The sequence below is a fragment of the Caulobacter sp. FWC2 genome, from assembly GCF_002742625.1.
Taxonomy (GTDB): domain Bacteria; phylum Pseudomonadota; class Alphaproteobacteria; order Caulobacterales; family Caulobacteraceae; genus Caulobacter.
On sequence record NZ_PEBF01000001.1, the window covers coordinates 572,747 to 594,909 of the forward strand.

The 22,163-nt window shown below is 67.7% G+C and carries 23 protein-coding genes and 1 pseudogene; 12 read left to right on the plus strand and 12 right to left on the minus strand.

Translation table 11 applies throughout. The features are described from left to right. The first annotated feature begins 241 nt into the window (after window positions 1-241). From rpmB to CSW62_RS02765, 3 genes are all read left to right on the plus strand, one after another. A complete protein-coding gene (gene rpmB / locus CSW62_RS02755; RefSeq protein ID WP_099575676.1) occupies window positions 242-547 on the plus strand; it encodes a 50S ribosomal protein L28 in 306 nt (101 codons plus the stop codon). A 144-nt stretch (window positions 548-691) separates the two neighbouring features. Next, window positions 692-1,786, plus strand: a complete 1,095-nt coding sequence (locus CSW62_RS02760; RefSeq protein WP_099575677.1) for a sensor histidine kinase — start codon at window positions 692-694, stop codon at window positions 1,784-1,786. Continuing rightward, a complete protein-coding gene (locus tag CSW62_RS02765) occupies window positions 1,783-2,388 on the plus strand; it encodes a response regulator transcription factor (RefSeq protein ID WP_099575678.1) in 606 nt (201 codons plus the stop codon). The genes CSW62_RS02760 and CSW62_RS02765 overlap by 4 nt, the downstream gene beginning before the upstream one ends. A gap of 109 nt (window positions 2,389-2,497) precedes the next feature. Here CSW62_RS02765 and CSW62_RS02770 read toward each other — a convergent pair whose 3' ends face one another. The 4 genes from CSW62_RS02770 to cobT form a co-directional block, all read right to left on the minus strand. After that, the gene (locus tag CSW62_RS02770) at window positions 2,498-2,797 is read right to left on the minus strand and encodes a hypothetical protein (protein WP_099575679.1); all 300 of its coding nucleotides are present in this window, start codon (window positions 2,795-2,797) and stop codon (window positions 2,498-2,500) included. Window positions 2,798-3,047: 250 nt separating this feature from the next. After that, window positions 3,048-3,359 carry a hypothetical protein gene (locus CSW62_RS02775; RefSeq protein WP_199170503.1) on the minus strand — a complete coding sequence of 104 codons (312 nt, stop codon included), beginning with the start codon at window positions 3,357-3,359 and terminating at the stop codon, window positions 3,048-3,050. 207 nt (window positions 3,360-3,566) lie between these two features. Further along, window positions 3,567-4,664, minus strand: coding sequence for an esterase-like activity of phytase family protein (locus CSW62_RS02780; RefSeq protein ID WP_099575680.1), 1,098 nt, complete (start codon window positions 4,662-4,664; stop codon window positions 3,567-3,569). Continuing rightward, window positions 4,661-6,586, minus strand: coding sequence for a cobaltochelatase subunit CobT (gene cobT / locus CSW62_RS02785; protein WP_099575681.1), 1,926 nt, complete (start codon window positions 6,584-6,586; stop codon window positions 4,661-4,663). Before cobT ends, CSW62_RS02780 begins: the two co-directional genes overlap by 4 nt. A 106-nt stretch (window positions 6,587-6,692) precedes the next feature. Between cobT and CSW62_RS02790 the strand changes: the two genes are divergently transcribed. Beyond that, window positions 6,693-6,875, plus strand: a complete 183-nt coding sequence (locus CSW62_RS02790) for a DUF1328 domain-containing protein (RefSeq protein WP_099575682.1) — start codon at window positions 6,693-6,695, stop codon at window positions 6,873-6,875. A gap of 84 nt (window positions 6,876-6,959) precedes the next feature. Here the strand turns inward: CSW62_RS02790 and CSW62_RS02795 are convergent, their stop codons facing one another. Continuing rightward, window positions 6,960-8,129, minus strand: coding sequence for a DUF3089 domain-containing protein (locus tag CSW62_RS02795; RefSeq protein ID WP_099575683.1), 1,170 nt, complete (start codon window positions 8,127-8,129; stop codon window positions 6,960-6,962). Window positions 8,130-8,292: 163 nt separating this feature from the next. Between CSW62_RS02795 and CSW62_RS02800 the strand changes: the two genes are divergently transcribed. Continuing rightward, window positions 8,293-9,372: an IMCp domain-containing protein gene (locus CSW62_RS02800; RefSeq protein ID WP_099575684.1), complete on the plus strand. Its 1,080-nt coding sequence runs from the start codon at window positions 8,293-8,295 to the stop codon at window positions 9,370-9,372. A gap of 3 nt (window positions 9,373-9,375) precedes the next feature. Here CSW62_RS02800 and CSW62_RS02805 read toward each other — a convergent pair whose 3' ends face one another. The 4 genes from CSW62_RS02805 to groES all read right to left on the minus strand — a co-directional run bounded on the left by CSW62_RS02805 (window position 9,376) and on the right by groES (window position 12,023). Further along, entirely contained in the window at window positions 9,376-9,690 is a 315-nt protein-coding gene (locus CSW62_RS02805) for a hypothetical protein (RefSeq protein ID WP_099575685.1), read from the minus strand. Between the two features lie 42 nt (window positions 9,691-9,732). Next, window positions 9,733-9,864, minus strand: coding sequence for a hypothetical protein (locus tag CSW62_RS26740; protein ID WP_233206596.1), 132 nt, complete (start codon window positions 9,862-9,864; stop codon window positions 9,733-9,735). Between the two features lie 165 nt (window positions 9,865-10,029). Further along, complete coding sequence (groL, locus tag CSW62_RS02810; protein WP_099575686.1) at window positions 10,030-11,673, minus strand: chaperonin GroEL; 1,644 nt, start codon at window positions 11,671-11,673, stop codon at window positions 10,030-10,032. 59 nt (window positions 11,674-11,732) lie between these two features. Continuing rightward, the gene (gene groES / locus CSW62_RS02815; RefSeq protein WP_010918572.1) at window positions 11,733-12,023 is read right to left on the minus strand and encodes a co-chaperone GroES; all 291 of its coding nucleotides are present in this window, start codon (window positions 12,021-12,023) and stop codon (window positions 11,733-11,735) included. Between the two features lie 176 nt (window positions 12,024-12,199). Here groES and CSW62_RS02820 point away from each other — a divergent pair, with 176 nt between their 5' ends. Then, window positions 12,200-12,583, plus strand: a complete 384-nt coding sequence (locus CSW62_RS02820; protein ID WP_099575687.1) for a VOC family protein — start codon at window positions 12,200-12,202, stop codon at window positions 12,581-12,583. A gap of 29 nt (window positions 12,584-12,612) precedes the next feature. Next, on the plus strand, window positions 12,613-13,038 hold the full coding sequence (locus CSW62_RS02825; RefSeq protein ID WP_099575688.1) for a DUF4345 family protein: 426 nt from the start codon (window positions 12,613-12,615) through the stop codon (window positions 13,036-13,038). Here the strand turns inward: CSW62_RS02825 and CSW62_RS02830 are convergent. Together CSW62_RS02830 and CSW62_RS02835 are read right to left on the minus strand one after the other, a co-directional pair. After that, window positions 13,035-13,547 (minus strand): methylated-DNA--[protein]-cysteine S-methyltransferase, encoded by a 513-nt coding sequence (locus CSW62_RS02830; RefSeq protein ID WP_099575689.1) that lies wholly within the window; start codon window positions 13,545-13,547, stop codon window positions 13,035-13,037. The two genes, CSW62_RS02825 and CSW62_RS02830, sit on opposite strands and share 4 nt — an antisense overlap. Before the next feature lie 176 nt (window positions 13,548-13,723). Then, on the minus strand, window positions 13,724-15,031 hold the full coding sequence (locus CSW62_RS02835) for an acyl-CoA dehydrogenase family protein (RefSeq protein ID WP_099575690.1): 1,308 nt from the start codon (window positions 15,029-15,031) through the stop codon (window positions 13,724-13,726). 158 nt (window positions 15,032-15,189) lie between these two features. Here CSW62_RS02835 and CSW62_RS02840 point away from each other — a divergent pair, with 158 nt between their 5' ends. From CSW62_RS02840 to CSW62_RS02850, 3 genes are all read left to right on the plus strand, one after another. Next, on the plus strand, window positions 15,190-15,786 hold the full coding sequence (locus tag CSW62_RS02840; protein WP_099575691.1) for a GNAT family N-acetyltransferase: 597 nt from the start codon (window positions 15,190-15,192) through the stop codon (window positions 15,784-15,786). Window positions 15,787-15,873: 87 nt separating this feature from the next. Continuing rightward, entirely contained in the window at window positions 15,874-17,235 is a 1,362-nt protein-coding gene (locus CSW62_RS02845; protein ID WP_099575692.1) for a hypothetical protein, read from the plus strand. A gap of 90 nt (window positions 17,236-17,325) precedes the next feature. Beyond that, window positions 17,326-18,099: a MerR family transcriptional regulator gene (locus CSW62_RS02850; RefSeq protein WP_099575693.1), complete on the plus strand. Its 774-nt coding sequence runs from the start codon at window positions 17,326-17,328 to the stop codon at window positions 18,097-18,099. Here the strand turns inward: CSW62_RS02850 and mutL are convergent. Continuing rightward, complete coding sequence (gene mutL / locus CSW62_RS02855; protein WP_099582150.1) at window positions 18,096-20,006, minus strand: DNA mismatch repair endonuclease MutL; 1,911 nt, start codon at window positions 20,004-20,006, stop codon at window positions 18,096-18,098. The two genes, CSW62_RS02850 and mutL, sit on opposite strands and share 4 nt — an antisense overlap. A gap of 105 nt (window positions 20,007-20,111) precedes the next feature. Here mutL and CSW62_RS02860 point away from each other — a divergent pair. Further along, window positions 20,112-21,156 (plus strand): annotated as a pseudogene (locus tag CSW62_RS02860) (TraB/GumN family protein); the annotation flags it as partial. A 56-nt stretch (window positions 21,157-21,212) separates the two neighbouring features. After that, on the plus strand, window positions 21,213-22,157 hold the full coding sequence (locus CSW62_RS02865) for a TraB/GumN family protein (RefSeq protein ID WP_099575695.1): 945 nt from the start codon (window positions 21,213-21,215) through the stop codon (window positions 22,155-22,157). Window positions 22,158-22,163: the final 6 nt, after the last annotated feature.

Consider the following 22,163-nt stretch of genomic DNA (forward strand, 5'->3'; position numbering starts at 1 on the left):
CTATATAGAGTGGCATATGAACCGTGCTTGAAGGCGGAGGTTGGGCGACCGGTTCCCCTGAACGGTCTATGCGCGGATGCAGGCATCCTTGGCCAGACGCCTTGACTCAGGGGCGACCCTTCGCCTATATCGCCCGCTCTCGCGCGGTCGGCCTGGTCCAGTCGCGTGTCCGAATTCATATCTTATCGGGACCAGGCTCTTCACCGAGCCAGACGGTTTCGCCCAAGCCAAGGTAGTCACTATGTCGCGCCGTTGCGAACTTACCGGTATCGGTCCGATGGTCGGCCACAATGTGAGCCACTCGAACATCAAGACCAAGCGCCGCTTCCTGCCGGCCCTGTCGCCCGCCACGCTCCAATCGGAGTCGCTGGGCCAGAGCTTCCGCCTGCGCATCAGCAACGCGGCTCTGCGTACGCTGGACTTCAAGGGCGGCCTGGACGTGTTCCTGCTGGGCGCCAAGGACGAGCAGCTGTCGCCGCGCGCCCTGAAGATCAAGACCCAGGTCAAGGCCAAGGCCAAGGCCGCCGCGACCGCCCAAGCCGCCTAAGGCTTTACGGTCTCGACCGACGATTGAAAGCCCGCCGGGAGCGATCCCGGCGGGCTTTTCGTCGTGGGCGGGGTGGCTTCGGCGCGAGTAGCGGCATGACAGCTGTCACTTGCCAGTGAGGGGCCGTATCGGCACACAGCGGCGATGGCCATTGACGACACCCTCGGGGAGGCGACCGGTCGCCCCAGATCACCGCAGCTCGCGGATCTTCTCTGGCTGTCGTTTCTCGCCCTCTATCTGACGCCCTGGCTGACGAGCGCGCCGCCGCCGCGGAATTGGGCCGCTGCGGGCTGCGGCACGCTGCTGTTCCTCGTCATCTTCCTGCACAGCTATTTCGTGTCGCCCCGCAAGCTGTTGCCTCATGTGCTGCTAACGGCGGCGATCGGCTTTGGCTTGGCCGGGTTCGGCGGTGTGTGGAACGTCTTCAACGTCCTGGCCGCCGCCATCGCCGGCAGGCTACAGCCGCGTCGCACCGCCATCATGGTGGCCGTCCTGCTGCAACTGACTCTGATCGGGTTCGGTCTCTTCAGTCGGATGACGCCCATCGCCTGGGTCTCCGGGGTCTATTTCGGCGTCCTCGCCGCCGGAACGACGCTGCTGCTGACCGAACTGGATCGTCGTAACCGTCAATTGCAGGCGGCGCAGGGCGAGATCCGTCGTCTCACCGTGGCGGCCGAGCGCGAGCGGATCGCCCATGATCTCCATGACCTGCTGGGGCGCAGCCTCACGGCCATCGCGCTGAAGGCCAACCTCGCCCGGCGCCTGGTGTCGCGTAAACCTGGCGAAGCCGAACAGGAAATGGCCGAGGTCGAGGCGGCGGCCCGCGAAACGCTGGTCGAGGTGCGCGGCGCGGTGTCCGGTATCACGGGACAGACCTTGGCGGCTGAGCTGGAGCGCGCCCAGGCCATGCTGGGCACGGCCGGGATCGAGACGTCCGTGAGCGCGGACGTCGGTCCAGTCAACGAAGCGGCGGAGGCGGCGGTGTCGATGGTGCTGCGCGAAGCGGTGACCAATGTGGTGCGCCACGCGGGCGCGGGACGGTGCGCCATCGACCTGAAGGCGTCGCGCGTCGATGGCGTAATCCTCGTCGTGACCGACGACGGAGCAGGCGGCCTATCCGAGGGTTTCGGCGTTTCCGGAATGCGGCGTCGCGCCCGCGCCGCTGGTGGAGAGGTCGCGATAGACAGCGGCCCGGCGGGGACGACCGTGAAGGTCAGGCTTCCGGGATCGGCCGAATGATCCGCGTCGTCGTCGCCGAGGATCAGGGGCTGGTCCTGAGAGCGCTGGTCGCGCTGATCGAGCTGGCGGGTGACATCGTCGTGGTCGGGAGCGCTTCGAACGGAAGCGAAGCGCTTTCGATGGTCGATGACCTGAAGCCGGATGTGCTGGTGTCAGACATCGAAATGCCCGGCCTGTCGGGCCTCGAGATCGCCGAGGCGCTGGCCCCTCGGAAAAGTAACACGCGGGTCCTGATCGTCACCACGTTCGGCCGGGCTGGCTATCTGCGGCGGGCGCTGGACGCTGGCGTGCGGGGCTACTTGCTCAAGGACAGTCCGGACGATGTGCTCGCCCACGCGATCCGCGTCATCGCGGCGGGCGGGCGCGCGATCGCGCCGGATCTCCGTGACGCCATCTGGGATACGCCCGTCGATCCACTGAATGCGCGGGAGCGGGCGGTGCTCAGTCACGCCGACAAGGGCGCGTCGACCGCCGAGATGGCGCGGGCGCTATCCCTGACCCCGGGTACGGTGCGCAACTACCTGTCCGAAGCCCTGCAGAAGCTGGGCGCTCGCAATCGCGTCGAGGCGGCCCGGATCGCTCGCGAAAACGGCTGGATTTAAGGCGCGCCCCCACAAGCAAAACCCGCCGCGACTGAGCCGCGGCGGGTTTTGAACGCTTGGTACTGGTAAGCTTGGTACTGTTACGCTGGGTACTAAAGCCTTGGGTCGCTTAGCGCGCGACGACGGCGCCCGAAGCCGGGTTGGCCGAGTTGAACGCGGTCAGGGCCGGGTTGTTGATCTTCGCAACGGCGTCGTTGACCGAGGCGCGGATGCAGGCCGGGTACAGGTAGCCGGCGAGGGCTTCACCGCGGATGTCCTGCCAGCAAACGGTCGAGGCGGCCTTGACGATTTCGGCGCGGACTTCGGCGGACGACTTGCCGGCGAGCTTGACGCGGACTTCAGCGGCCGAGGCCGGAGCGGCGGCGAACAGGGCGATGGCCGAGGCGGCCAGAACGATGGAGCGGATCATGTCGATGTTCCGAAAGAGGGTTGGGTTCAACCCCCTCCAGACGCGTTCCTCTGACGGCCCGTCCCCGGTCTATCGCCTGCTCAGCCCGTCGCGTTGTCTATAGCAACGTTATGTTGGGTTATCAACGATTATGTTGCGGCGCACCTAAGGTGGAGTAGGCGGTTGCTTCGCGTGCGAACAACCGATTGCAGACCCGAAAAAGCCCGCGAAACGGGGGTTTCGCGGGCTCTGTCGTGAATGCTGACCGCTCTTAGCGGGCGGCGACCTTCAGGAAATAGACGTCGCGGCCCTGGGCCTTGTCGTAGGCGATCAGGTCGCGGCTGTGGGCGCGGCTGATGGCGTCGCGGGCGACGTCGCGCACGCAGTAGGGGGCGATCTGGACGGCGTAGGGATTGCCGAAGAGGTCTTCCTGGCACAGTTGCTTGGCGGCCTGGACGATTTCGGCATGGACGGCGGCGGTGTCGCGGCCGGCGACCTTGACCTTGATTTCGCCAGCGTTGGCCGAGGTGGCGGCGGTGGTGGCCATGAGGGCCGTGAGGGCGATAACGAGCAGACGGATCATGTTGTGTAGTCCCGGAAAGGAGGTTGAGTTCAACCGCCTCCCGACGCGTTCCTCTGACGGCCCCCAGGATCTCGCCTCGTCGTCCGTCGAAGTCTTGAATATATGGTACCGGTACCTTTCGCAAGCGCGAAATCGGCCCGTGCGACAAAAAGTCCAATACAATCATATAGTTGGTAATGAAACCGTCTCGTCTGAAACGAAACGGCCTTAGCGCTTGCGAACAGGCTTGCGGACCGCCTTGGGCGGCATGGGCGCGGGCAGGGGCGGGGCCACCCAGTCGAAGGCCAGCAGCAGGGTGCGCTGGTTGGCGCCGATCGCCTGGTCGTCGGAGATCAGGTAGATGCGCGTCGCCCCGGCCGGCGCTCCGGGTGGGGCGGCGGTGATGGACACGCCCTCGAAGTTGTCGCGCGGCATGGCCCCCTCGATATGCAGCGCCGCGGCGGTGCGCTGGCGGGCGGCCGGCAGGGTTGGGTCGGAGATGAAGCGGACGACCGAGCGCCAGCCACGGACTGGATCATAGCCGCGATGCAGGGTGGCGATGGCCGCGCCCTGGAAGGGGGCGAAGCCCGTCAGGCCCCAGGTGAAGTCCGGCCCCGACTGCGGCGGCAGCGACCTGCAGTCGGCCGAAAGCTTGCACAGCCACACCTCGCCCTCCTCGCCACCGACGATATAGGCGTCGGGACCGGCGGCGGGGTAGGCCGAGATCGCCTCCATGCCCTCGTTGTCCGGGAAGATGGTGGCAGGCTTGGGCGCGGGGGCTGGCAGGCTCCACGTCCCATCGGGTCCGACCGCGTAGCGCCAGATGCGGTGGTCGCGCTCGAAGCTGACCAGGCGGTCGCCGTTGGGCAGCACGGCCAGGCCCTCGGCGTCGGCCTGCTGCTTGTTCTGAAGGGGCCGGCCGTCCAGGCCCTTCAGCGGCCACAGCTTGGTTTCGGTGAGGCCGACGAGCTTGCCGGCCGCGTCCAGCGCGACCTTGGCCTCGAAGACGTCGCCCTCGTCGCTGATCGCCGTCAGCCGGCCGTCGGCGGTGACCGACAGGTCCGACAGGCCATGCAGGCGCGACGTGGTCGCGCTGGTCAGCGCCAGGCCGCCTGCATAGGTAAAGCCGCCGTCCAGCGTGGTCTTGGCCGGATTGGACGCGTCCAGCGGCACCGGCGCGGCGGTGACGGTGATCTCCGGCCCGACCTTGACCGGCGCCGGCGGTGTGGCGACCCCCGGTGGCGGCTTACGCGGCGTGCACTGGGTGGCCAGGCCGCTCAGGCCGCCGACCATGCCCAGGACGAGCGCGGCGCGCAGACCGATCACGCGGAAACCTTACCGACCTTCGGTGTCTGAGGCGTCACGACCGGCGGCGGGGTCAGCAAGCCGCGCGTACGGGCGATCTGGCGTGGTTCTTCCTCGAACAGCGCGGCCAGCTGCTCGACCAGCACCCCGCCCAGTTGCTCGACATCGACGATGGTGACGGCGCGGCGGTAATAGCGCGTGACGTCGTGGCCGATGCCGATGGCGATCAGCTCCACGGGGCTCTTGCCCTCGATCTCACCGATGACCTGGCGCAAGTGACGCTCCAGATAGTGGCCCGAATTGACGCTCAGGGTGGAGTCGTCCACCGGCGCGCCATCGGAAATCACCATCAGAATGCGGCGAGCTTCGGGCCGGCCGATGATCCGCTGGTGGGCCCACATCAGGGCCTCGCCGTCGATGTTCTCCTTCAGGAGACCCTCGCGCATCATCAAACCGAGGTTCTTGCGGGCCCGGCGCCACGGAGAATCGGCGGCCTTGTAGATGATGTGGCGCAGGTCGTTCAGGCGGCCGGGGGCGGCGGGTTTGCCGGCCTTGATCCACTCGTCGCGGCTGGTTCCGCCCTTCCAGGCGCGGGTGGTGAAGCCCAGCACCTCGGTCTTGACCCCGCAGCGTTCCAGCGTGCGCGCCAGGATGTCGGCGCAGATCGCCGCCACCATGATCGGCCGTCCCCGCATCGAGCCGGAATTGTCGATCAGCAGGGTGACGACCGTGTCGCGGAACTCCTGGTCCTCTTCCTGCTTGAAGGAAAGCGGCGCGGTCGGGTCGATGATCACCCGCGTCAGGCGGGCGACGTCCAGCATCCCTTCCTCGAGATCGAAGGTCCAGGCGCGGTTCTGCTGAGCCAGCAGGCGGCGCTGCAGCTTGTTGGCCAGGCGCGAGACGACGCTGGAAAGCGCCGACAGCTGCTGGTCCAGATAGGCGCGCAGGCGCGTCAGCTCCTCGGCGTCGCACAGGTCCTCGGCGTCGACGACCTCGTCGTGGGCCGTGGTGAAGACCTTGTAGAGCGGCTCACCGCCCTGAGCGGCGCCGGGGTCGGGACGGGCGGGCTTGGCGCCGTCGCCCATCTCTGGCTGCTCGTCGGACTCCTCGGGCTCGCCCTCCTGGTCCGACTGAACCATCTCCTCGTCGCCGGCCTCGGTCTCGCGGTCGGAGGCCTCACTCTCCTGCGGCGAGGAACCCTCGGGCTGTTCGCCTTCGCCCTCGCCCTGATCCTCGTCGGAATTCTCGGTCGCGCCTTCCTCTTCGCCGTCGTCCTCGTCGGCGCTTTCGGTGGCGTCGGACATCTCCTCGCCAAGGTCCAGGTCGCGCAGGATCTCGCGGGTCACCCGCGCGAAGGCGGCCTGGTCGTCGATGGCGGCGGCCAGGCGGTCCAGGTCCTTGCCGGCCCTCATCTCGATGTCGTTGCGCAGGATGTCGACCAGGGCCTTGGCCCCGTCCGGCGGCGCGTCGCCGGTCAGGCGCTCGCGGACCATGAGGCCCAGGATCTCGGCCATCGGCGCCGACTGGCGGTCGGTAGCGACGGCGCGCGTCAGGCCCTGCTTTTCCAGCCGGGCCTCGAGAGCGGCGGTCAGGTTGCCGCGCACGCCGCCCAGGGCGTTGGCGCCGATCGCTTCCAGCCGCGCCTGCTCGATCGACTCGAAGGCCGCCTGGCCGTCGGGGGAGCTGGGGCGGGCGCGGGCGTGGGCGATCGGATCGTGGTGGGCCAGGCGCAGGGCCATCTGGTCGGCCAGGCCGCGGATGCGCGCGGCCTCCTTGGAGCTCAGGTCGCGCGGCGGGTGCGGCAGGATCGCGCGCTTGCCCAGAAGCTGCGGGCCATCGCCCGAGAACACGACCTCCAGGTCCGGCATTTCGGCAAGCGAGCGCGCGGCGTGCGCCAGGGCGCGCTTGAAGGGTTCGGTCGGGCTTTCGGGCTTGGAGGCCATGGCTTCGAGTTAGCGGCGCCGGGCGGCGAAAACAAGGAACGCCGTGCTCGGACGGGACGTTGATTTTCCAACAGCGCCGCCAAGGCGGTCCTCGGAGGAAACGCAGATGCTCAAGTGGGCCATTATTCTCGCCGTCGTCGCCCTGATCGCTGGGGCCCTGGGTTTCACTGGCGTGGCCGGCGCGGCGGCCGGTGTCGCCAAGATCCTGTTCTTCCTGTTCCTCATCGGCTTCGTGATCGTCGCCCTGCTGGGCGCGACCGTGTTCAAGGCGGCGGCAGGCCCGAAATAGCCGCCGCACGCCTTGCGCGGGCCGGAGCGGACGTCGACCCCGCCGCCGGCATCAGTGTGACGCTAGGACCCCGTGGGAGGGGTCCTAGCGTCCCGCGTAGGCCTTGGCTTGCCGGGCCACGAGCGCGTTCAGGTCGCCCATCTCCAGATTCACGTCGATCAGGTGCAGGCCCCAGTCCTTCAGCACATAGCCGCCGACCATGACGTCGCCAGCGATCTCATCGGTGCGCGGATCGGCCGGATCGGCGTTCACCTTGACCGACAGATAGGTGAAGTCGCCTTCGCTGACGCACTTGGCCGAGAGCAAGCCGGGCAGCGAAACGAACGGCGTCGAGACCTTCACATCCTTGGCGAACGGTTTCGGCTCTCCGCTCGACTGGAAGCTCTTGCTGCTCAGATAGCTGTGCACCGGGGTTTCGTCGGTGGAGGCCTTGCCGGCGACCAGGGCGGCGGGGTTCACGCAACCGGCGCGGTGGCCCTGCTCGTCGGTCTTGCCGAAGCGGCTGTTGGCAGGCGGCGGGCTGGAGGCGCGGAACGAGACGTAGGTCACCAGGCATCCGGCCTGATCGGCCTTGTCGCACAGCGGGATCGAGCCGAACTTGCCATCGGTCACCGGCGTGTTCATGCCGAGCACATAGGCCGAGATCATCTGCTTCTGGGCCGGTTTGCCGTCCACCTCGTTCTTCAGGAGGTCCAGCAGCATCCGCGAGCCCTGGCTGTGGCCCAGCAGCACAACACCCCTAGCCTTCCCATTGGGTCCCTTGTTCTCGTTGGCCAGGTACCAGCGCCAGGCGTCGCGCACGTCGCCATAGGCCAGGACGCCGTTGCCCGGCGAGGGCTGGCCCATCATCACCGCGCGCAGGGCCGCCAGGGTCACCTGGCGATACATCGGGGCGAACAGCCGGCATTGGCCGCCGAAGCGGGCCAGCTGCTGCTCGACCACGCGGCGCTCGGCCTCGTCGATGACCATGTCGCTGTTGCCGCCCGGATCGGTCGAGACGGTCGGATAGATGTAGAAGCAGTCATAGGCCGGGCTGGCGACCGGCTTGAACGCCTCGGTCGAGGTCTTGCCGTCGGCCTGGACGATGGTCGTGGTCTGGTCGACCGCGCAGGCGTCCTGGCGGCCCGGCAGGCATAGCCAGTTCTCTGTCTTGCCATAGTCGTTGGGCGTCACGCCCGTCGGGGCCTGGGCGCGAGCCGCGCCCGCCAGAGCCAAGCCGGCCATCAAGCCTAGAGCCGCCAGAGTCTTCGCCATCGTCTTCCCCTCCCGATGCGTTTCGAACGCTCGTTTGGCGCGGACAATGACGGAGAGAACACCACTCGCCAAGTGGGCTTGGAACGCCTTTGGCGCGAGGCTTGCGACGTCGACGGCGATTGTCCCGTCAAGGGACGCTCCTGCGTTCGTATCGAGGTCGGCCATGAGCCCCAAGACCCTTCTCCGCGTCGGCGTGCTGGCGGTTTTCGCTGGCCTTACCCTGGCTTCGCCCGTGCTGGCGGACGGCTATGAGCGCGCTCCGGTGCGCCAGCATCATGCGCCAAAACGGGTCACGACGCGCACCAAGGTGGTCTATGTCGACCGCGTGGTGGAGCGCCGCGTGCCGGTCTATGTCGACCGTCCCACCACCCAGATCGTCGAGAAGATTGTCGAAAAGCCGGTGATCATCGAGCGGCCGGTCGTGGTCGAAAAGCGTATCGAGGTGCCCGTCGAGAAGCTGGTCCAGGTTCCGGTCGAGAAGATCGTGGACCGGCCCGTCTATATCGACCGTCCGGTCGAGAAGATTGTCGAGAAGATCGTCGAAAAGCGCGTGGAAGTGCCGGTGGATCGTCCGGTCTATGTGGATCGTCCGGTTCCCGTGGATCGCCCCGTCCCTGTGGACCGTCCCGTTCCGACCCCGGCCCCGACGGTCACGCCGTGCCAGCAGGCCTGTTCAGGCCCGGGCGGTGAGGTGGTCGACAGGATCATTCAGGTGCCGGTCTACGTCTATGTCGACCGCCCGGTGGACCGCCCGGTCTATGTGCCGGTCCAGCAGCAGGGCGGCTGCCAGCCCCGCGTCTGCGGAGGCGCGGTCTACCAGCAGCAGTGCAGCCCTTGCGGCGGACAACGCTACGAGGACAGCTATTACGAGGAGAGCCGCGAGCGCTCGTCCTACGAGTATTCGAGCGACTATTCGGGCTCGCGCTATAGCGCAGGCGGCGGCTGGAACGCGGGTTCCGTCGGCAGCTCGGCGTGGGGCAACTATATCGAGCCGCCGCCCCTGCCGATGGGCTATGTCGGCGCGCAGTCGGGCGGGCGTGGCGGCGGTTACGGCGGTCCTGGCCTGGCAGGCGGTGGCGGCTATGCGGGCGGCTACGCCGGCAGCTCTTCGAGCGGCTATGCGTCGAGCTCGGCGTCGGCCTCAGCCTCTGCGTCGTCCTCGATCCACATCGGCGGCGGCTATCATGGCGGCGGCAGCAAGGGCGGCTGCGGCGCCTGCGGTGGCGGCGGCAAGCATCACTAGGGTCTAGAGCGAGAGCCAGCGCCTCGGGTTCTTGTCGCCCAGGGCGCGGGCCTCGCCGGGCTTGAGGCCCAGCTCACGCATCCGGTAGGCGACGATCTCGCGCAGCGCCTCGACGGGCTCCTGGCCTTTGACGGGGCTTGAGGCCACCGAGCCGGCGTTCATCGCCAGGTCCACGGCCGCCCACTCGGCCTGGGCGCGATCCGACTTTCCGACCGCGAAGTAGTGACGGACCGGCAGGCGCTCGCCCGCGACTTCGACCATCACGCCGATGACCCAGCCTTGAACGATCAGATCGGCGTCGGGGCGTTGGCGGAACATAGAGGCGCATGTAGCGCTCGCCAGGCCTCGCGGATAGGGCCTCTAGCCGATCAGCTGGAACGCTGCCTGGCTGACCAGGCCCAGCACAAGCCAAGCCGAGACGCCCACCAGGATGAGGCTGGTTCGCGACGCGCGGCGACGGCGCTGGGCGGGATACAAACGCACGAGCGACATTTCAGCCTCCATGCTCTGCAACGTGAGCGGAAGATTAACGTCGAACCTTCGCCTTGGTTCTCGCGCGTCACGGGAGTGTGAAACCGTCGTCATGCGGACAAAGAAAAAGGGCGGAGCCTCGCGGCCCCGCCCTCAATCATTTCAGCGTTTAGCCGACAGGACTTCTTAGAAATCCATGTCGCCCATGCCGCCCGGCATGCCGCCGCCCGGAGCGCCACCGGCGTTCTTCTTCGGGGCTTCGACGATGGCGGCTTCCGTGGTGATCAGCAGGCCGGCCACAGAAGCGGCGTCTTGCAGAGCGGTGCGGACCACCTTGGCCGGGTCGATGACGCCGTCGGCGATCAGGTCGACATATTGCTCGGTCTGGGCGTTGAAGCCGAACGAGGCGCTGGTGCTTTCCAGAACCTTGCCGACCACGATCGAGCCTTCGACGCCGGCGTTTTCGGCGATCTGACGGATCGGGGCCTGCAGGGCGCGACGGACGATGGCGATGCCAGCGGTCTGGTCGGCGTTGTCGCCGGTCAGGCCGGCCAGGGCTTGCGAAGCCTTCAGCAGAGCCGTGCCGCCGCCCGGGACGATGCCTTCATCGGCGGCCGCGCGGGTCGCGTTGAGGGCGTCGTCGACGCGGTCCTTCTTTTCCTTCACTTCGACTTCGGTCGAGCCGCCGACGCGGATGACCGCAACGCCGCCGGCCAGCTTGGCCAGGCGTTCTTGCAGCTTTTCCTTGTCGTAGTCCGACGTGGTGTCTTCGATCTGGCGCTTGATCTGGGCGATACGGGCTTCGATCGCGTCCTTTTCACCGATGCCGTCCACGATCGTGGTGTCGTCCTTGGTGATCGAGACCTTCTTGGCCTTGCCGAGCATGTCGAGCGACACGTTCTCGAGCTTGATGCCCAGGTCTTCCGACACGACTTGAGCGCCGGTCAGGATGGCCAGGTCTTCCAGCATGGCCTTGCGGCGATCGCCGAAGCCCGGAGCCTTGACGGCGGCGACGCGCAGGCCGCCACGCAGCTTGTTGACGACCAGCGTGGCCAGGGCCTCGCCTTCGACGTCTTCAGCGATGATGACCAGCGGGCGGCCCGACTGGACGACGGCTTCCAGCACCGGCAGCAGCGGCTGCAGCGACGACAGCTTCTTTTCGAACAGCAGGATGAGCGGCTCTTCGAGCTGAACTTCCATCTTGTCGGCGTTGGTGATGAAGTACGGCGACAGGTAGCCGCGGTCGAACTGCATGCCTTCGACGACGTCGAGTTCGGTCTCGGCGGTCTTGGCTTCTTCGACGGTGATGACGCCTTCGTTGCCGACCTTGTCCATGGCCTTGGCGATCATGTCGCCAACTTCCTTGTCGCCGTTGGCCGAGATGGTGCCGACCTGAGCGATTTCGGTGTTGGTGGTGACCTTCTTCGACGACGCCTTGATCTCGGCGACGACGATGGCGACGGCCTTGTCGATGCCGCGCTTCAGGTCCATCGGGTTCATGCCGGCGGCGACCGACTTCAGGCCTTCTTGCACGATGGCCTGGGCCAGGACCGTGGCGGTCGTGGTGCCGTCACCGGCCTTGTCGTTGGTCTTCGAGGCCACTTCGCGGATCATTTGCGCGCCGAGGTTCTCGAAACGATCGCTCAGTTCGATTTCCTTGGCGACCGAGACGCCGTCCTTGGTCGAGCGCGGGGCGCCGAAGGACTTTTCGATCACGACGTTGCGGCCCTTGGGGCCCAGGGTCACCTTCACCGCGTTGGCGAGGATGTTGACGCCGCGCAGCATCTTGTCGCGCGCGTCCGAAGAGAAATAAACGTCTTTAGCGGCCATGTGTATGAGCCCTTCTAAAAGAGAAACTAGGGGTCGAAAGCGAAGAGGACGGAGGAGGCTTAGGCCTCGACCACGCCCAGGACGTCGCTTTCCTTCATGATCAGGAGGTCCTGACCGTCGACCTTCACTTCCGTGCCCGACCACTTGCCGAACAGGATGCGATCACCAGCCTTCACGTCGAGAGCGACGACGTCGCCCTTGTCGTTACGCGCGCCGGGACCGACGGCGACGACTTCGCCTTCTTGCGGCTTTTCCTTGGCGGTGTCGGGGATGATGATCCCGCCCTTGGTCTTGGTTTCTTCTTCGACGCGCTTCACGAGGACGCGGTCGCCCAGGGGACGAAATTTCATGGGTGTTCTCCGTCGGAACGGTTTCAAATAAAGGCTGCGCTGGATCGGGGAGCGAGGCTGTTAGCAGTCGCTCCCATCGAGTGCCAACGCTGGGCGTGAGTTAGGCAGCGCGCTCGGTTGAGTCAAGGACAGGGTGGGCGAAGTTTTTGCGTCGCCTGACCAAGGGGAGACCGCTGATGTTCGATCATATGGGGCTTGGGGTGAGCGATTTCACCCGGTCGGCCGCCTTTTATGACGCCGCCCTGGCGCCGCTGGGGATCCGCCAGCTCTATGTCGTGCCCAAGGAATTCACCAACGGCGTCGACGTGGCGGGTTATGGCCGCGAGCGGCCGATGTTCTGGGTTTCCGGCCACGACACGACGCAGGGCAAGCTTCACGTCGCCTTCGCCGCGGAAACCCGCGCCCAGGTCGACGCCTTTTACGAAGCGGCGCTGAAGGCTGGCGGGAAAGACAATGGTTCGCCCGGACTTCGCCCACATTACGATAAGGACTATTACGGCGCGTTCGTTCTGGACCCGGACGGCTTCAACGTCGAGGCTGTCTGCCGCGCGCCCGAATAACGTCGAGAATAACAGGAGTTCCAAGGCCTATGTCGAGCTACGTCCTGTCGCTGTTCCTGGCGGTCCTGGCCTGCGTCATCGGCGGGAGCCTGGGCGGCATGATCCTGGCCCGGCCGCAGACCATGCTCGGCCTGGCGGGGCTGGCCGACGACGACACGCCCAAGCCGCCGCTGTTCGCCGAGGGCCGGGCCTTGGGCGGGGTGCTGATCGCCTCGCACGGCGTGGCGGCGCTCTATCTCGGCTACCAGCCGCGCATCGGAGCGGCCATGGCGTTAGCCTTGGCCGTCGCCTGGCTGGGCGCGGCGGCGGGAAGGGCGATCTCGGCGGCGATGGACGGCGAGGCCGGGCGCTACAACAGCGGCGCGATGGTGTTCAACGCCCTGATCGGCATCACGCTCAGCCTGCCGTTCTTCAATATCGGCCGCGTGGTGCTGGAAGGCGCGCGACTGGCCTAAAGCGCCTTCTCGTGCGCGAGCAGCCAGCGTTTGCGATCGATTCCGCCGCCGTAGCCGGTCAGCGCCCCGTCCATGCCGATCACCCGGTGGCAGGGCGCGACGATGCTGAGCGGGTTTGAGCCGTTGGCGTGGCCGGCGGCGCGGACCGCTAGCGGACGCCCGGCGCGACGGGCAAGCTCCGAATAGGTGATCGTCTCACCAGCCGGGATCCGCGTCAGGGCCGTCCACACCGCGTGCTGGAAGGCCGTGCCGTTGGTGACCCAAGCGAGGGTGTTCAGGGCTTCGAACTGGCCGGCGAAGTAGGCGGTGATGGCGTCGCGGATAGCGACCGGCGTCGCGCCAGGCTCGGGACGCAGCGGGCCGTAGTGCGTTTTCAGCAGGCGGTCGAGACGGTGCTCGTGGTCTTGGAAGTCCATCGCGCGCAGGGCGCCGGCCTCGTCGGTGACGATCAGCAACTCGCCGATCGGCGAGGGCGCGCGGTCCAGGAGCAGGCGAGCGGGGCGACTCATCGGGCGATCATCGCCGGGCGAGGCGAGGGTGTCCGCCCGGAATTTGCGGCGGTGAAGCCCCCTCCACCAGCTTCGCTGGTCCCCCTCCCCCATAAAGGGGGAGGAGAGTCCGTGATTGCTCCTCCCCCTTCATGGGGGAGGTGTCGCCGATAGGCGACGGAGGGGGCGGCGCTGACCTACCGAATCCCCGGCACGTGCAGAGCCGCTTCCTTCTCGGCCTTCTGCTTGTAAACGAGGTCGCCGTACTTGCCGTATTCCATGCGGGCGATCGTGCGCTGGTGCACCTCGTCCGGGCCGTCGGCCAGGCGCAGGGTGCGGATGCCGGCATAGGCCTTGGCCAGGCCGAAGTCGGTGGTCACGCCGCCGCCGCCGTGGGCCTGGATGGCGTCGTCGATGATCTTCAGGGCCAGGCGCGGGGCCGCGACCTTGATCATGGCGATCTCCAGACGGGCCGACTTGTTGCCGGCCTTGTCCATCATGTCGGCGGCCTTCAGGCACAGCAGGCGGCACATCTCGATGTCGATGCGGGCGTCGGCGACGCGCTCTTCCCACACCGAGTGGTCCGAGACGTACTTGCCGAAGGCCTTGCGGCTCATCAGGCGCTTGCACATCTTCTCCAGCGCGACTTCCGCCGTGCCGATGGTGCGCATGCAGTGGTGGATGCGGCCAGGACCCAGGCGGCCCTGGGCGATCTCGAAGCCGCGGCCCTCGCCCAGCAGCAGGGCGTCCTCAATCGGCACGCGCACGTCCTTGAGGATGACCTCGGCATGGCCGTGCGGGGCGTCGTCATAGCCGAACACCGGCAGCATGCGGACGATCTCGATGCCCGGCGCGTCCAGCGGCACCAGGACCTGGCTCTGCTGGGCGTGGCGGCTGGCGTTATCCGGGTCGGTCTTGCCCATGACGATGGCGACCTTGCAGCGCGGATCGCCCACGCCCGAGGACCACCACTTGCGGCCGTTGATCACATAGTGGTCGCCGTCGCGCTCGATGCGGGTCTCGATATTGGTGGCGTCCGAGCTGGCCACCGCCGGCTCGGTCATCAGGAAGGCCGAACGGATCTCGCCGTTCATCAGCGGGCGCAGCCAGCGCTCCTTCTGGGCCAGCGTGCCGTAGCGCATCAGCACTTCCATATTGCCGGTGTCGGGCGCCGAGCAGTTGAAGACTTCCGAGGCGAAGCCGACCTTGCCCAGCTGTTCGGCGATCAGGCTGTATTCGAGGTTGGTCAGTTGCACGCCCTCGAACTGGAACGTGTCGTCGACATGGGTCTGGCCGCTGTGCGGCGGCATGAAGAAGTTCCACAGGCCGGCGGCCTTGGCTTTCGCCTTCAGCTCCTCGACGACCTGGACGACCTTCCAGCGCTCGGCGCCGAGTACGTCCATCTCGGCCTCGTATCGCGGAATGGCCGGCACGATGTGCTCGTCCATGAACGCGGTGACGCGGTCCAGGAAGGCGCGCTGCGTGGGGGAGATGTCGAAGTCCATGGTCGTTCCCTCTACCCGGTTCTCAATGTGTCAAACGCTTGTTTGAAGTGTTTGTAGACCGGCTTCAGGCGGGCGGCAAGCGGGCAGGTGGGGACAGGCGTCGAAGCGGTTGTTCGAACTGGGTTGTCACGGCGGCGCTCCTGGCGGAAAACACGATCATGCTGAACCTGACCGCCGATACCCTGCAGGGCCGCTATGTGCGGCTGGAACCGATCACCATCGATCACCGCGAAGAGCTGCAGGGAGCCGTCGACTGCGATCCCGCTAGCTGGGAGATCATGTCGGTCAACGGCTGCGGCGAGGGCTTCGAAGACTTCTGGGGCGCGCTGCAGGGCGAGACCGACCGTGGCGAACGCATCGGCTTCGCCATCCGCCGCCTGTCGGACGGCAAGGTCGTCGGCACCTCCAGCTACCTCAATATCCGCCGCCTGCATGGCGGGCTGGAGATCGGCTCGACCTTCCTCAATCCCGACGCGCGTTCGGGTCCGGTCAATCCGGAGAGCAAGCGCCTGATGCTGGCCCACGCCTTCGAGAAGGCCGGGGCCATCCGCGTCGAGTTCAACATCGACGTCCGCAACGCCCGCAGCCAGGCCGCCGTCGGCAAGCTGGGGGCCAGCAAGGAAGGCGTGTTGCGCAACCACAAGGTCACCTGGACCGGCCACATCCGCGACACGGCGGTGTTCTCGATCACCGACTACGACTGGCCGGCGATCCGCGAACGGCTGGAATTCCGCCTCAGCGAAACCTTCGTCTAAAAAGGTTCCCCGGGGTCGCGAAATAAAACGGCGTTAGCTCAACGGTTGTAACCGTTCACAAAGCTTCGGCCTCTAACGTCCTATTCCATGACGGCCATCTGCTGCCTGCGCATCCTGTTCACCGTTGGCGAGAGCCAGCCGGGTGAAGTCCCCAAGCATAAGGCGCAGGGGGTGGCGGATGCGTTCCTGAAGGCCCGATGGCGCGCGCCGCGCAAGTGCGGGGCCGTGGCGCCTCTGGCCTTCGTCCTGGCCGATAACCGCGTCGAGACCCTCGATCCCACCGAGATGCAGGCCGTGGCGGCCGAGCTTGAGAAGGTGCTCTTCCCCGGGCGCCCGATCGGCCAGATCGCCCTGATGACCTTCGAAGGCGACGAACAGGCCGTCCTGAAATTCGCGGCCCTGACCCAGGCCGAGCTCGCGGGCCTGATGGCCGGCGAAGGTTATGAAGGCCCTCCCGGCCGCGTCCACGTGGTCACCGCCGACAGCGTCGAGCCTCGCCCCAGCACCCGGGCGGAAGCCAAGACCTTCGCCGAGGACAAGGCCAGCGCCAAGAAGCCGGGCCTGGCCGCCGCCACGACCGTGACGCCGCCGCCCAAGACCGCCGCGTCCGTTTCCACCGTCCCCGCGGCCGAACCGGCCAAGCCGGTCGCCGCCAAGGCTCCGCCGCCCGTCGCCGCAGCCGTCGCGCCGGAACCGCCCAAGGCTCAACCGGCCCCGCCGCCCACGCCTGCCGCCGCCAAGGTCGCGGCCCCGCCGCCGCAAGCCCAAACCGGCTGGTGGGGCGTCTATGACCTGGCGCACGGCGCCTTCGTCGGTTCGGCCATCGGCATGCGCGCGGACCTGATCGGTCCGCCGCCCGAGGACGACGGCAAGCTGCTGAAGCGCGACCTGATCTGCCTGACCGACACCCAGGCCGCCCTTAAGGCCGCCCCCTTCGGCGAGATCCAGGCCCCGTTCGGCTTCTGGAACCTGACCACCCCGGCCTCGCAGGAGGCCTATAAGAGCCGCCTCTCGCGTTATCCGCTGGATCAGCTGCCGCGCCTGACCGCCACGATCTACGCCACGCCGCGCGAGGCCTCGATCGGCATGCTGCAGCAGATGCGCCTGTTCCTGAAGGGCAGCTTCTCGCGGATGGACGTCCAGGTCTGCGACCCGACCTTCCCGATCTCGGGCCTGCCGCACGAACTGGTCGACAGCATCACCCTGGTGCTGAACGGCGAGACCGAGCACGACCGGTTGAAGCAGATCCTCAAGTTCGTCGAGCGCAAGGCCGCCTACGTCGCCAAGGGCGTGGCCCAGGCCGCGGCTAATGTCTGCTCGGCGGTCGAACTGGAAGCCTGCAAGGCTGGAGGGATCGCCTTCGTGCGCGGCCCCGCCGTCACCGACCTGCTGGAAAAGCCGGTCGCCAGCGCCGACGGCGCGACCCTGGCGGCGGCCAACGCGGCCTGAAGCCCGCTGATTTTAGGGCATTGACCCTCACGCCGCGTCAGACCTGACTGATCCTTCCATCGAAGAGGGAAGGTTCACCAAGGACACCGGATGAGCGTCTACACGGTCAAACAGATGGCGAAGCTGTCGGGCGTCTCGGTGCGGGCTCTGCACCACTACGACGCCATCGGCCTGCTGCGGCCGCGCGCCGTCGGGGCCAACGGCTATCGCTACTATGACCGCCAGGACCTGCTGCGCCTGCAGCAGATCCTGTTTCATCGCGCCCTGGAGACTCCGCTGAAGGACATCCAGGCCGCGCTGGACGACCCGGCCTTCGACCTCGCCGCCGCGCTTCACGCCCATCGCGAACGCCTGGTGGCCGAGGCCGAACGCTACGCCAAGCTGGTGGACATCGTGGACCGCACCCTCGCCGACCTCAAAGGAGACGAGACGATGGAAGACAAAGAGATGTTCAAGGGCTTCGACCCAGAGAAGCAGGCCCGGCACGAGGCCGAACTGGTCGAGCGCTACGGCGACGGCATGGCTGAGAAGATCGCCCATTCGAAGGCCGGCATGAAGAGCTGGGGGAAGGGCGACTGGGCCGGCTTCCAGCAGGAAGGCGCGGCGATCGAGCACGACATGGCCAAGGCCCTGAGCCAGGGCCTTCCGGCCGACAGCGACGTCGTGGCCGCGATCATGCGCCGACACTGGGCCTGGATCGCCAAGTCCTGGAACCGCGAACCGACCCCGGACGCGTTCACCGGGCTGGGGCGGCTCTATCTGGAGAATCCGGAGTTCACCGCCCGCTACGAAGCGATCGCGCCGGGGCTGACAGAGTACCTGGCCGAGGCGATGCGGGTGTTCGCTGAGAAGCGGGCGGCTTAGCGCCGCCCGAACAGCTTCTCGATGTCGGCCAGCTTCAGTTCCACATAGGTCGGGCGGCCGTGGTTGCACTGGCCCGAGTGGGGTGTGGCTTCCATCTCGCGGAGCAGGGCGTTCATCTCGGCCCCGTTCAGGCGGCGGCCGGCGCGGACGCTGCCGTGGCAGGCCATGGTCGAGCAGACCTCTTCCAGCCGCTCCTTCAGCGCCAGGGCCTGGCCGTTCTCGGCCAGGTCGTCGGCGATGTCGCGGACCAGGGCGGCGGCGTCGGTCTTGCCCAGCAGGGCCGGCGTCTCGCGCACCAGCACCGCGCCGGGGCCGAAGCTCTCGATAACGAGACCCAGGCTGGCCAACTCCTCGGACCGGGCGACCACGCGCTCGGCCTCGGCGGGATCCAGGTCGACCACCTCGGGCAGCAGGAGGGTCTGGCGGGAGACGCCGCCGGCGGCCATCTCGCCCTTCATGCGCTCATAGACCAGGCGCTCATGGGCGGCGTGCTGGTCGACGATGACCATGCCGTCGCGGGTCTGGGACACGATGTAGGTCTCGTGCACCTGGGCCCGGGCCGCGCCCAGTGGGAAGTCGACGGGGTCGAACGGCGCGGCGGACGCGTAGTCCGTGGCGGGACGGTCTTCGAAGGCGACGGAGCTGTAGGCCTCGCGCACCACCTCGGCCAGTTCGCCCCCGAAACCCGACGAGTAGCTGGGTTCGACCCGCGCCGAAACCTCGTTCAGGCCCGGCAGGTCCATGGGACGCTGGGTCGGCGGCGTCCAGCCGCCTTCACGCCAGGCCGAGAAGCCGGCGGGAGAAGGCCCCGGATTATACCCCGGGAACGGGCTCTGCTGGGCGCGGATGCTGTCTAGCGCCTGGGTGGCGACGGTGGTCGAGGCCCGGTGGCCGGCGCCGGCCAGGGCGTGGCGCAGGGCTCCGACGATCAGGCCGCGCACCAGGGCCGGGTCCCGGAAGCGCACCTCGGCCTTGGCCGGATGGACGTTGACGTCGACCTCGCTGGTGTCGAGCGTGACATACAGCGCCGCCGTCGGGTGGCGATCTCGCGCCAGGAAGTCGGCATAGGCGGCGCGCAGGGCGCCTTGCAGCAGCCGGTCGCGCACCGGGCGGCCGTTGACGAACAGATACTGGTGCGCGGCGTTGCCGCGGTTGTAGGTCGGCAGGCCGGCGAACCCCGACAGCCGCACGCCGTCGCGGACCTGGTCGATCTCGATGGCGTTGTCCTGGAAGTCGCGGCCCAGAACGGCGGCCAGGCGCGCCAGGCGACCTTGCGGACCGGGATGCTCGGGCGGCAGGCGCAGGATGCGGCGGCCGTCGATGTCCAGCGAGAAGCCGACGCTCTCATTGGCCATGGCCTGGCGCTTGAGTTCCTCGGTGATCGCCAGCGACTCGGCGCGCTCGGACTTCATGAACTTCAGGCGCGCGGGCGTGGCGTAGAACAGGTCACGCACCTCGATCCGCGCGCCGTGCGGGCCGGGGAAGGCGGCGGGCGCGACATCGCCGACCTGGCCGCCCTCGACCAGGATCGAATGGGCGTCGCTGGACCCCTTGGCGCGCGAGCTGATCGTCAGCCGCGCCACCGAGCCGATCGACGGCAGGGCCTCGCCGCGAAAACCCATGGTGTGGATGCGCAGCAGGTCCCAGAGGCCGTCCTCGTCGGGCGCCAGCTTCGAGGTCGCGTGGCGCTCGATGGCCACGGGCAGTTCCTCGGCCGAAAGGCCGCAGCCGTCGTCGGCCACCAGGATCCGGGTCAGGCCGCCGCCATGGGCCTCGACCTCGATGCGGGTCGCTCCGGCGTCGATGGCGTTGTCAACCAGCTCCTTGATCGCGCTCGCGGGCCGTTCGACCACCTCGCCGGCGGCGATGCGGTTGACGGTCTCGGGCGGCAGGCGACGGATGGGCATCAAACGGACTTTCGGACGGAGCGCGTCGGCGGCTAGCGCCACCATTGCGACTCCTTAATTTGACCGGGCGGAGGGCGGTCGGCCAAGCAAGGAACGCCACAGTATTTAGCGCGATTCCGTCGCCGTTCGAGGAACAGCCGTCTTGACCCTTCTCCGCATCGCCGCCGCCGGCCTGGCGCTGTCCGTCCTGATGGGGAGCTCGGCCCTGGCCCAGGCTCAGGGGAAGAACGAGGTCTCGATCCACCAGACCAAGCCGGTGGACCTGACGCCGGTCGACAGCCAGGCCAACCTGGTCGAGGAGCTGATCGTCAACGCCCGCCTGCCGGGACCGGCCTGGTGGAAAGTCACCGACGCCGACACGACCGTCTATGTAATGGGCATGCCGGCCTTCGCGCCGCAGAAACTGGACTTCGACCAGTTCGTGCTGCGCCGCCGCCTGGACGGGGCTAATGTGCTGATCATCGGCCAGGAGCCGGAGGTCCGGATCCTGAGCTTGCTGGCCCTTATCCCCGGGCGCGGCAAGCCCTTCATGACGGACAAGCCGATGCGCGAGACCCTGCCGCCCGAGCTGCGCGCCCGTCTGGAGGCGCGGCTGAAGGCGCGGGGAAAGCCGCTCAGCGAATACGACGAGATGAAGCCGGCGCTGGCGGGCTTCGTCATCGCCAATGATCGGGGGGGCGGCGCCTCCATCACCGTCGGCGACCTGAGCGACCGCATCCGCAACCTGGCCAAGAGCAAGGACGTCGCGGTCCAGCCTCGGGTCAAGAAGCTGGACGACTACGACCTGATCGGCATGGTCAAGTCGCTGGCCCAGGCGCCAGAGCCGCTGCAGGCGCTTTGCCTCGATGCCGGCCTGAGGGAGGCCGAGAACGGCCTGTCCAGCGTCCGCGAGACCGCCGAACAATGGGCCGAGGGGCAGGTGCGCGAGGTTGTCTCGGCCGAGCGCGGCTATCAGCGATGCCTGGCCTCCACGCCCTGGATCGCCCGTCAGTTCAAGGACGGCCAGGACGACGCCGTCAGCGCCATCACCTCGGCCCTGAAGAAGCCCGGCAAGGCCGTGGCGGTGATTGAGCTCCGGTCTTTGCTGACGGAAGGCGGCGTGCTGGATCGCCTGCGCGCCAAGGGCTTCACCGTCGTCGCGCCGGAATAGGGCCAAGCTTCGGCCATCAGCGTCCGCCAGGGTCGCGCTGGAGTTTGGGGGATTCAATGCGCGCTATCTTAACGGGCCTGGTCTTGGCCGCCGCATCCATGGGCGCTTCGGCGCGGGCCCAGGTGATCGACGACCCGCAGGCCAATGTGGTCGAGGCCCTCGTGGTCAGCGCCAAGCTGCCCGGTCCGGCTTGGTGGCGGGTGTCCGACGCTGACACCACCATCTATGTCCTGGGAACGCCGACCGCGCTCCCCAAAGGCCTGGCCTGGGACAAGTCGGTGCTGGAGCGGCGGTTGGACGGCGCCTTCGCGGTGATCACGCCGCCGGAGTGGCGCGCCGGCCTCACCGACATTCCCGGTCTCCTGAAGCTGCGCAAGCGTCTGAAGGGCGATGGCGACTGGGCCGAACGTTCGCCAGCCCTGGCCGCCCGGCTGCAACACGCCTGGAAGGCCGTCGAGCCCAAGGATCCCGACGGCTGGAAGGACTGGAAGCCGCTGTTCATCGCCCTGCAGTTGAACGGGAAGGCTGACCGGAAGGCCGATCTCCAGACCATGGAGCCGGAAAAGACGGTCAAGGCGCTGGCGCGCAAGCACGGCGGCAAGCCTCGCCCCGCTGCGGTCCACAAGGCCATGCCGATGCTGAAGACCCTGATCCGCGAGCACAGCGACGAGGCCGGGCAGGTCTGCCTGTCCGAAACCCTGGACACCCTCGCGGCGGGGCCAGGCGCGCGCCGCGCGGCGGCGCAAGCCTGGAGCCAGGGACGGGTCGGCGCGGCGCTGGCCGAGCCGCGCAGCGCCGAACGCTGCGAGTTGCTCCTGCCCGGCGTGGCCGACCTCAAGCGTCAATCGGTCGACGATGAGGTGGCGGCCCTGACCGATCTGCTGAAGACGCCCGGCCACGCGGTGGCGGTCTACTACCTGCGCGGCCTGGTGGCCCAGGACGGCGTGCTGGACAAGCTGCGGGCCAGGGGGATCACCGTCCGTACGCCGGGGGAGGGTTGAAACGAA

What these genes read in the sequence shown, in the direction of transcription:
- rpmB (WP_099575676.1), top strand. Translation starts at nt 242, where the DNA reads ATGTCGCGCCGTTGCGAACTTACCGGTATCGGTCCGATGGTCGGCCAC.
- CSW62_RS02760 (WP_099575677.1), top strand. Translation starts at nt 692, where the DNA reads ATGGCCATTGACGACACCCTCGGGGAGGCGACCGGTCGCCCCAGATCA.
- CSW62_RS02765 (WP_099575678.1), top strand. Translation starts at nt 1,783, where the DNA reads ATGATCCGCGTCGTCGTCGCCGAGGATCAGGGGCTGGTCCTGAGAGCG.
- CSW62_RS02770 (WP_099575679.1), bottom strand. Translation starts at nt 2,797, where the DNA reads ATGATCCGCTCCATCGTTCTGGCCGCCTCGGCCATCGCCCTGTTCGCC.
- CSW62_RS02775 (WP_199170503.1), bottom strand. Translation starts at nt 3,359, where the DNA reads ATGATCCGTCTGCTCGTTATCGCCCTCACGGCCCTCATGGCCACCACC.
- cobT (WP_099575681.1), bottom strand. Translation starts at nt 6,586, where the DNA reads ATGGCCTCCAAGCCCGAAAGCCCGACCGAACCCTTCAAGCGCGCCCTG.
- CSW62_RS02790 (WP_099575682.1), top strand. Translation starts at nt 6,693, where the DNA reads ATGCTCAAGTGGGCCATTATTCTCGCCGTCGTCGCCCTGATCGCTGGG.
- CSW62_RS02795 (WP_099575683.1), bottom strand. Translation starts at nt 8,129, where the DNA reads ATGGCGAAGACTCTGGCGGCTCTAGGCTTGATGGCCGGCTTGGCTCTG.
- CSW62_RS02800 (WP_099575684.1), top strand. Translation starts at nt 8,293, where the DNA reads ATGAGCCCCAAGACCCTTCTCCGCGTCGGCGTGCTGGCGGTTTTCGCT.
- CSW62_RS02805 (WP_099575685.1), bottom strand. Translation starts at nt 9,690, where the DNA reads ATGTTCCGCCAACGCCCCGACGCCGATCTGATCGTTCAAGGCTGGGTC.
- CSW62_RS26740 (WP_233206596.1), bottom strand. Translation starts at nt 9,864, where the DNA reads ATGTCGCTCGTGCGTTTGTATCCCGCCCAGCGCCGTCGCCGCGCGTCG.
- groL (WP_099575686.1), bottom strand. Translation starts at nt 11,673, where the DNA reads ATGGCCGCTAAAGACGTTTATTTCTCTTCGGACGCGCGCGACAAGATG.
- groES (WP_010918572.1), bottom strand. Translation starts at nt 12,023, where the DNA reads ATGAAATTTCGTCCCCTGGGCGACCGCGTCCTCGTGAAGCGCGTCGAA.
- CSW62_RS02820 (WP_099575687.1), top strand. Translation starts at nt 12,200, where the DNA reads ATGTTCGATCATATGGGGCTTGGGGTGAGCGATTTCACCCGGTCGGCC.
- CSW62_RS02825 (WP_099575688.1), top strand. Translation starts at nt 12,613, where the DNA reads ATGTCGAGCTACGTCCTGTCGCTGTTCCTGGCGGTCCTGGCCTGCGTC.
- CSW62_RS02830 (WP_099575689.1), bottom strand. Translation starts at nt 13,547, where the DNA reads ATGAGTCGCCCCGCTCGCCTGCTCCTGGACCGCGCGCCCTCGCCGATC.
- CSW62_RS02835 (WP_099575690.1), bottom strand. Translation starts at nt 15,031, where the DNA reads ATGGACTTCGACATCTCCCCCACGCAGCGCGCCTTCCTGGACCGCGTC.
- CSW62_RS02840 (WP_099575691.1), top strand. Translation starts at nt 15,190, where the DNA reads ATGCTGAACCTGACCGCCGATACCCTGCAGGGCCGCTATGTGCGGCTG.
- CSW62_RS02845 (WP_099575692.1), top strand. Translation starts at nt 15,874, where the DNA reads ATGACGGCCATCTGCTGCCTGCGCATCCTGTTCACCGTTGGCGAGAGC.
- CSW62_RS02850 (WP_099575693.1), top strand. Translation starts at nt 17,326, where the DNA reads ATGAGCGTCTACACGGTCAAACAGATGGCGAAGCTGTCGGGCGTCTCG.
- mutL (WP_099582150.1), bottom strand. Translation starts at nt 20,006, where the DNA reads ATGCCCATCCGTCGCCTGCCGCCCGAGACCGTCAACCGCATCGCCGCC.
- CSW62_RS02865 (WP_099575695.1), top strand. Translation starts at nt 21,213, where the DNA reads ATGCGCGCTATCTTAACGGGCCTGGTCTTGGCCGCCGCATCCATGGGC.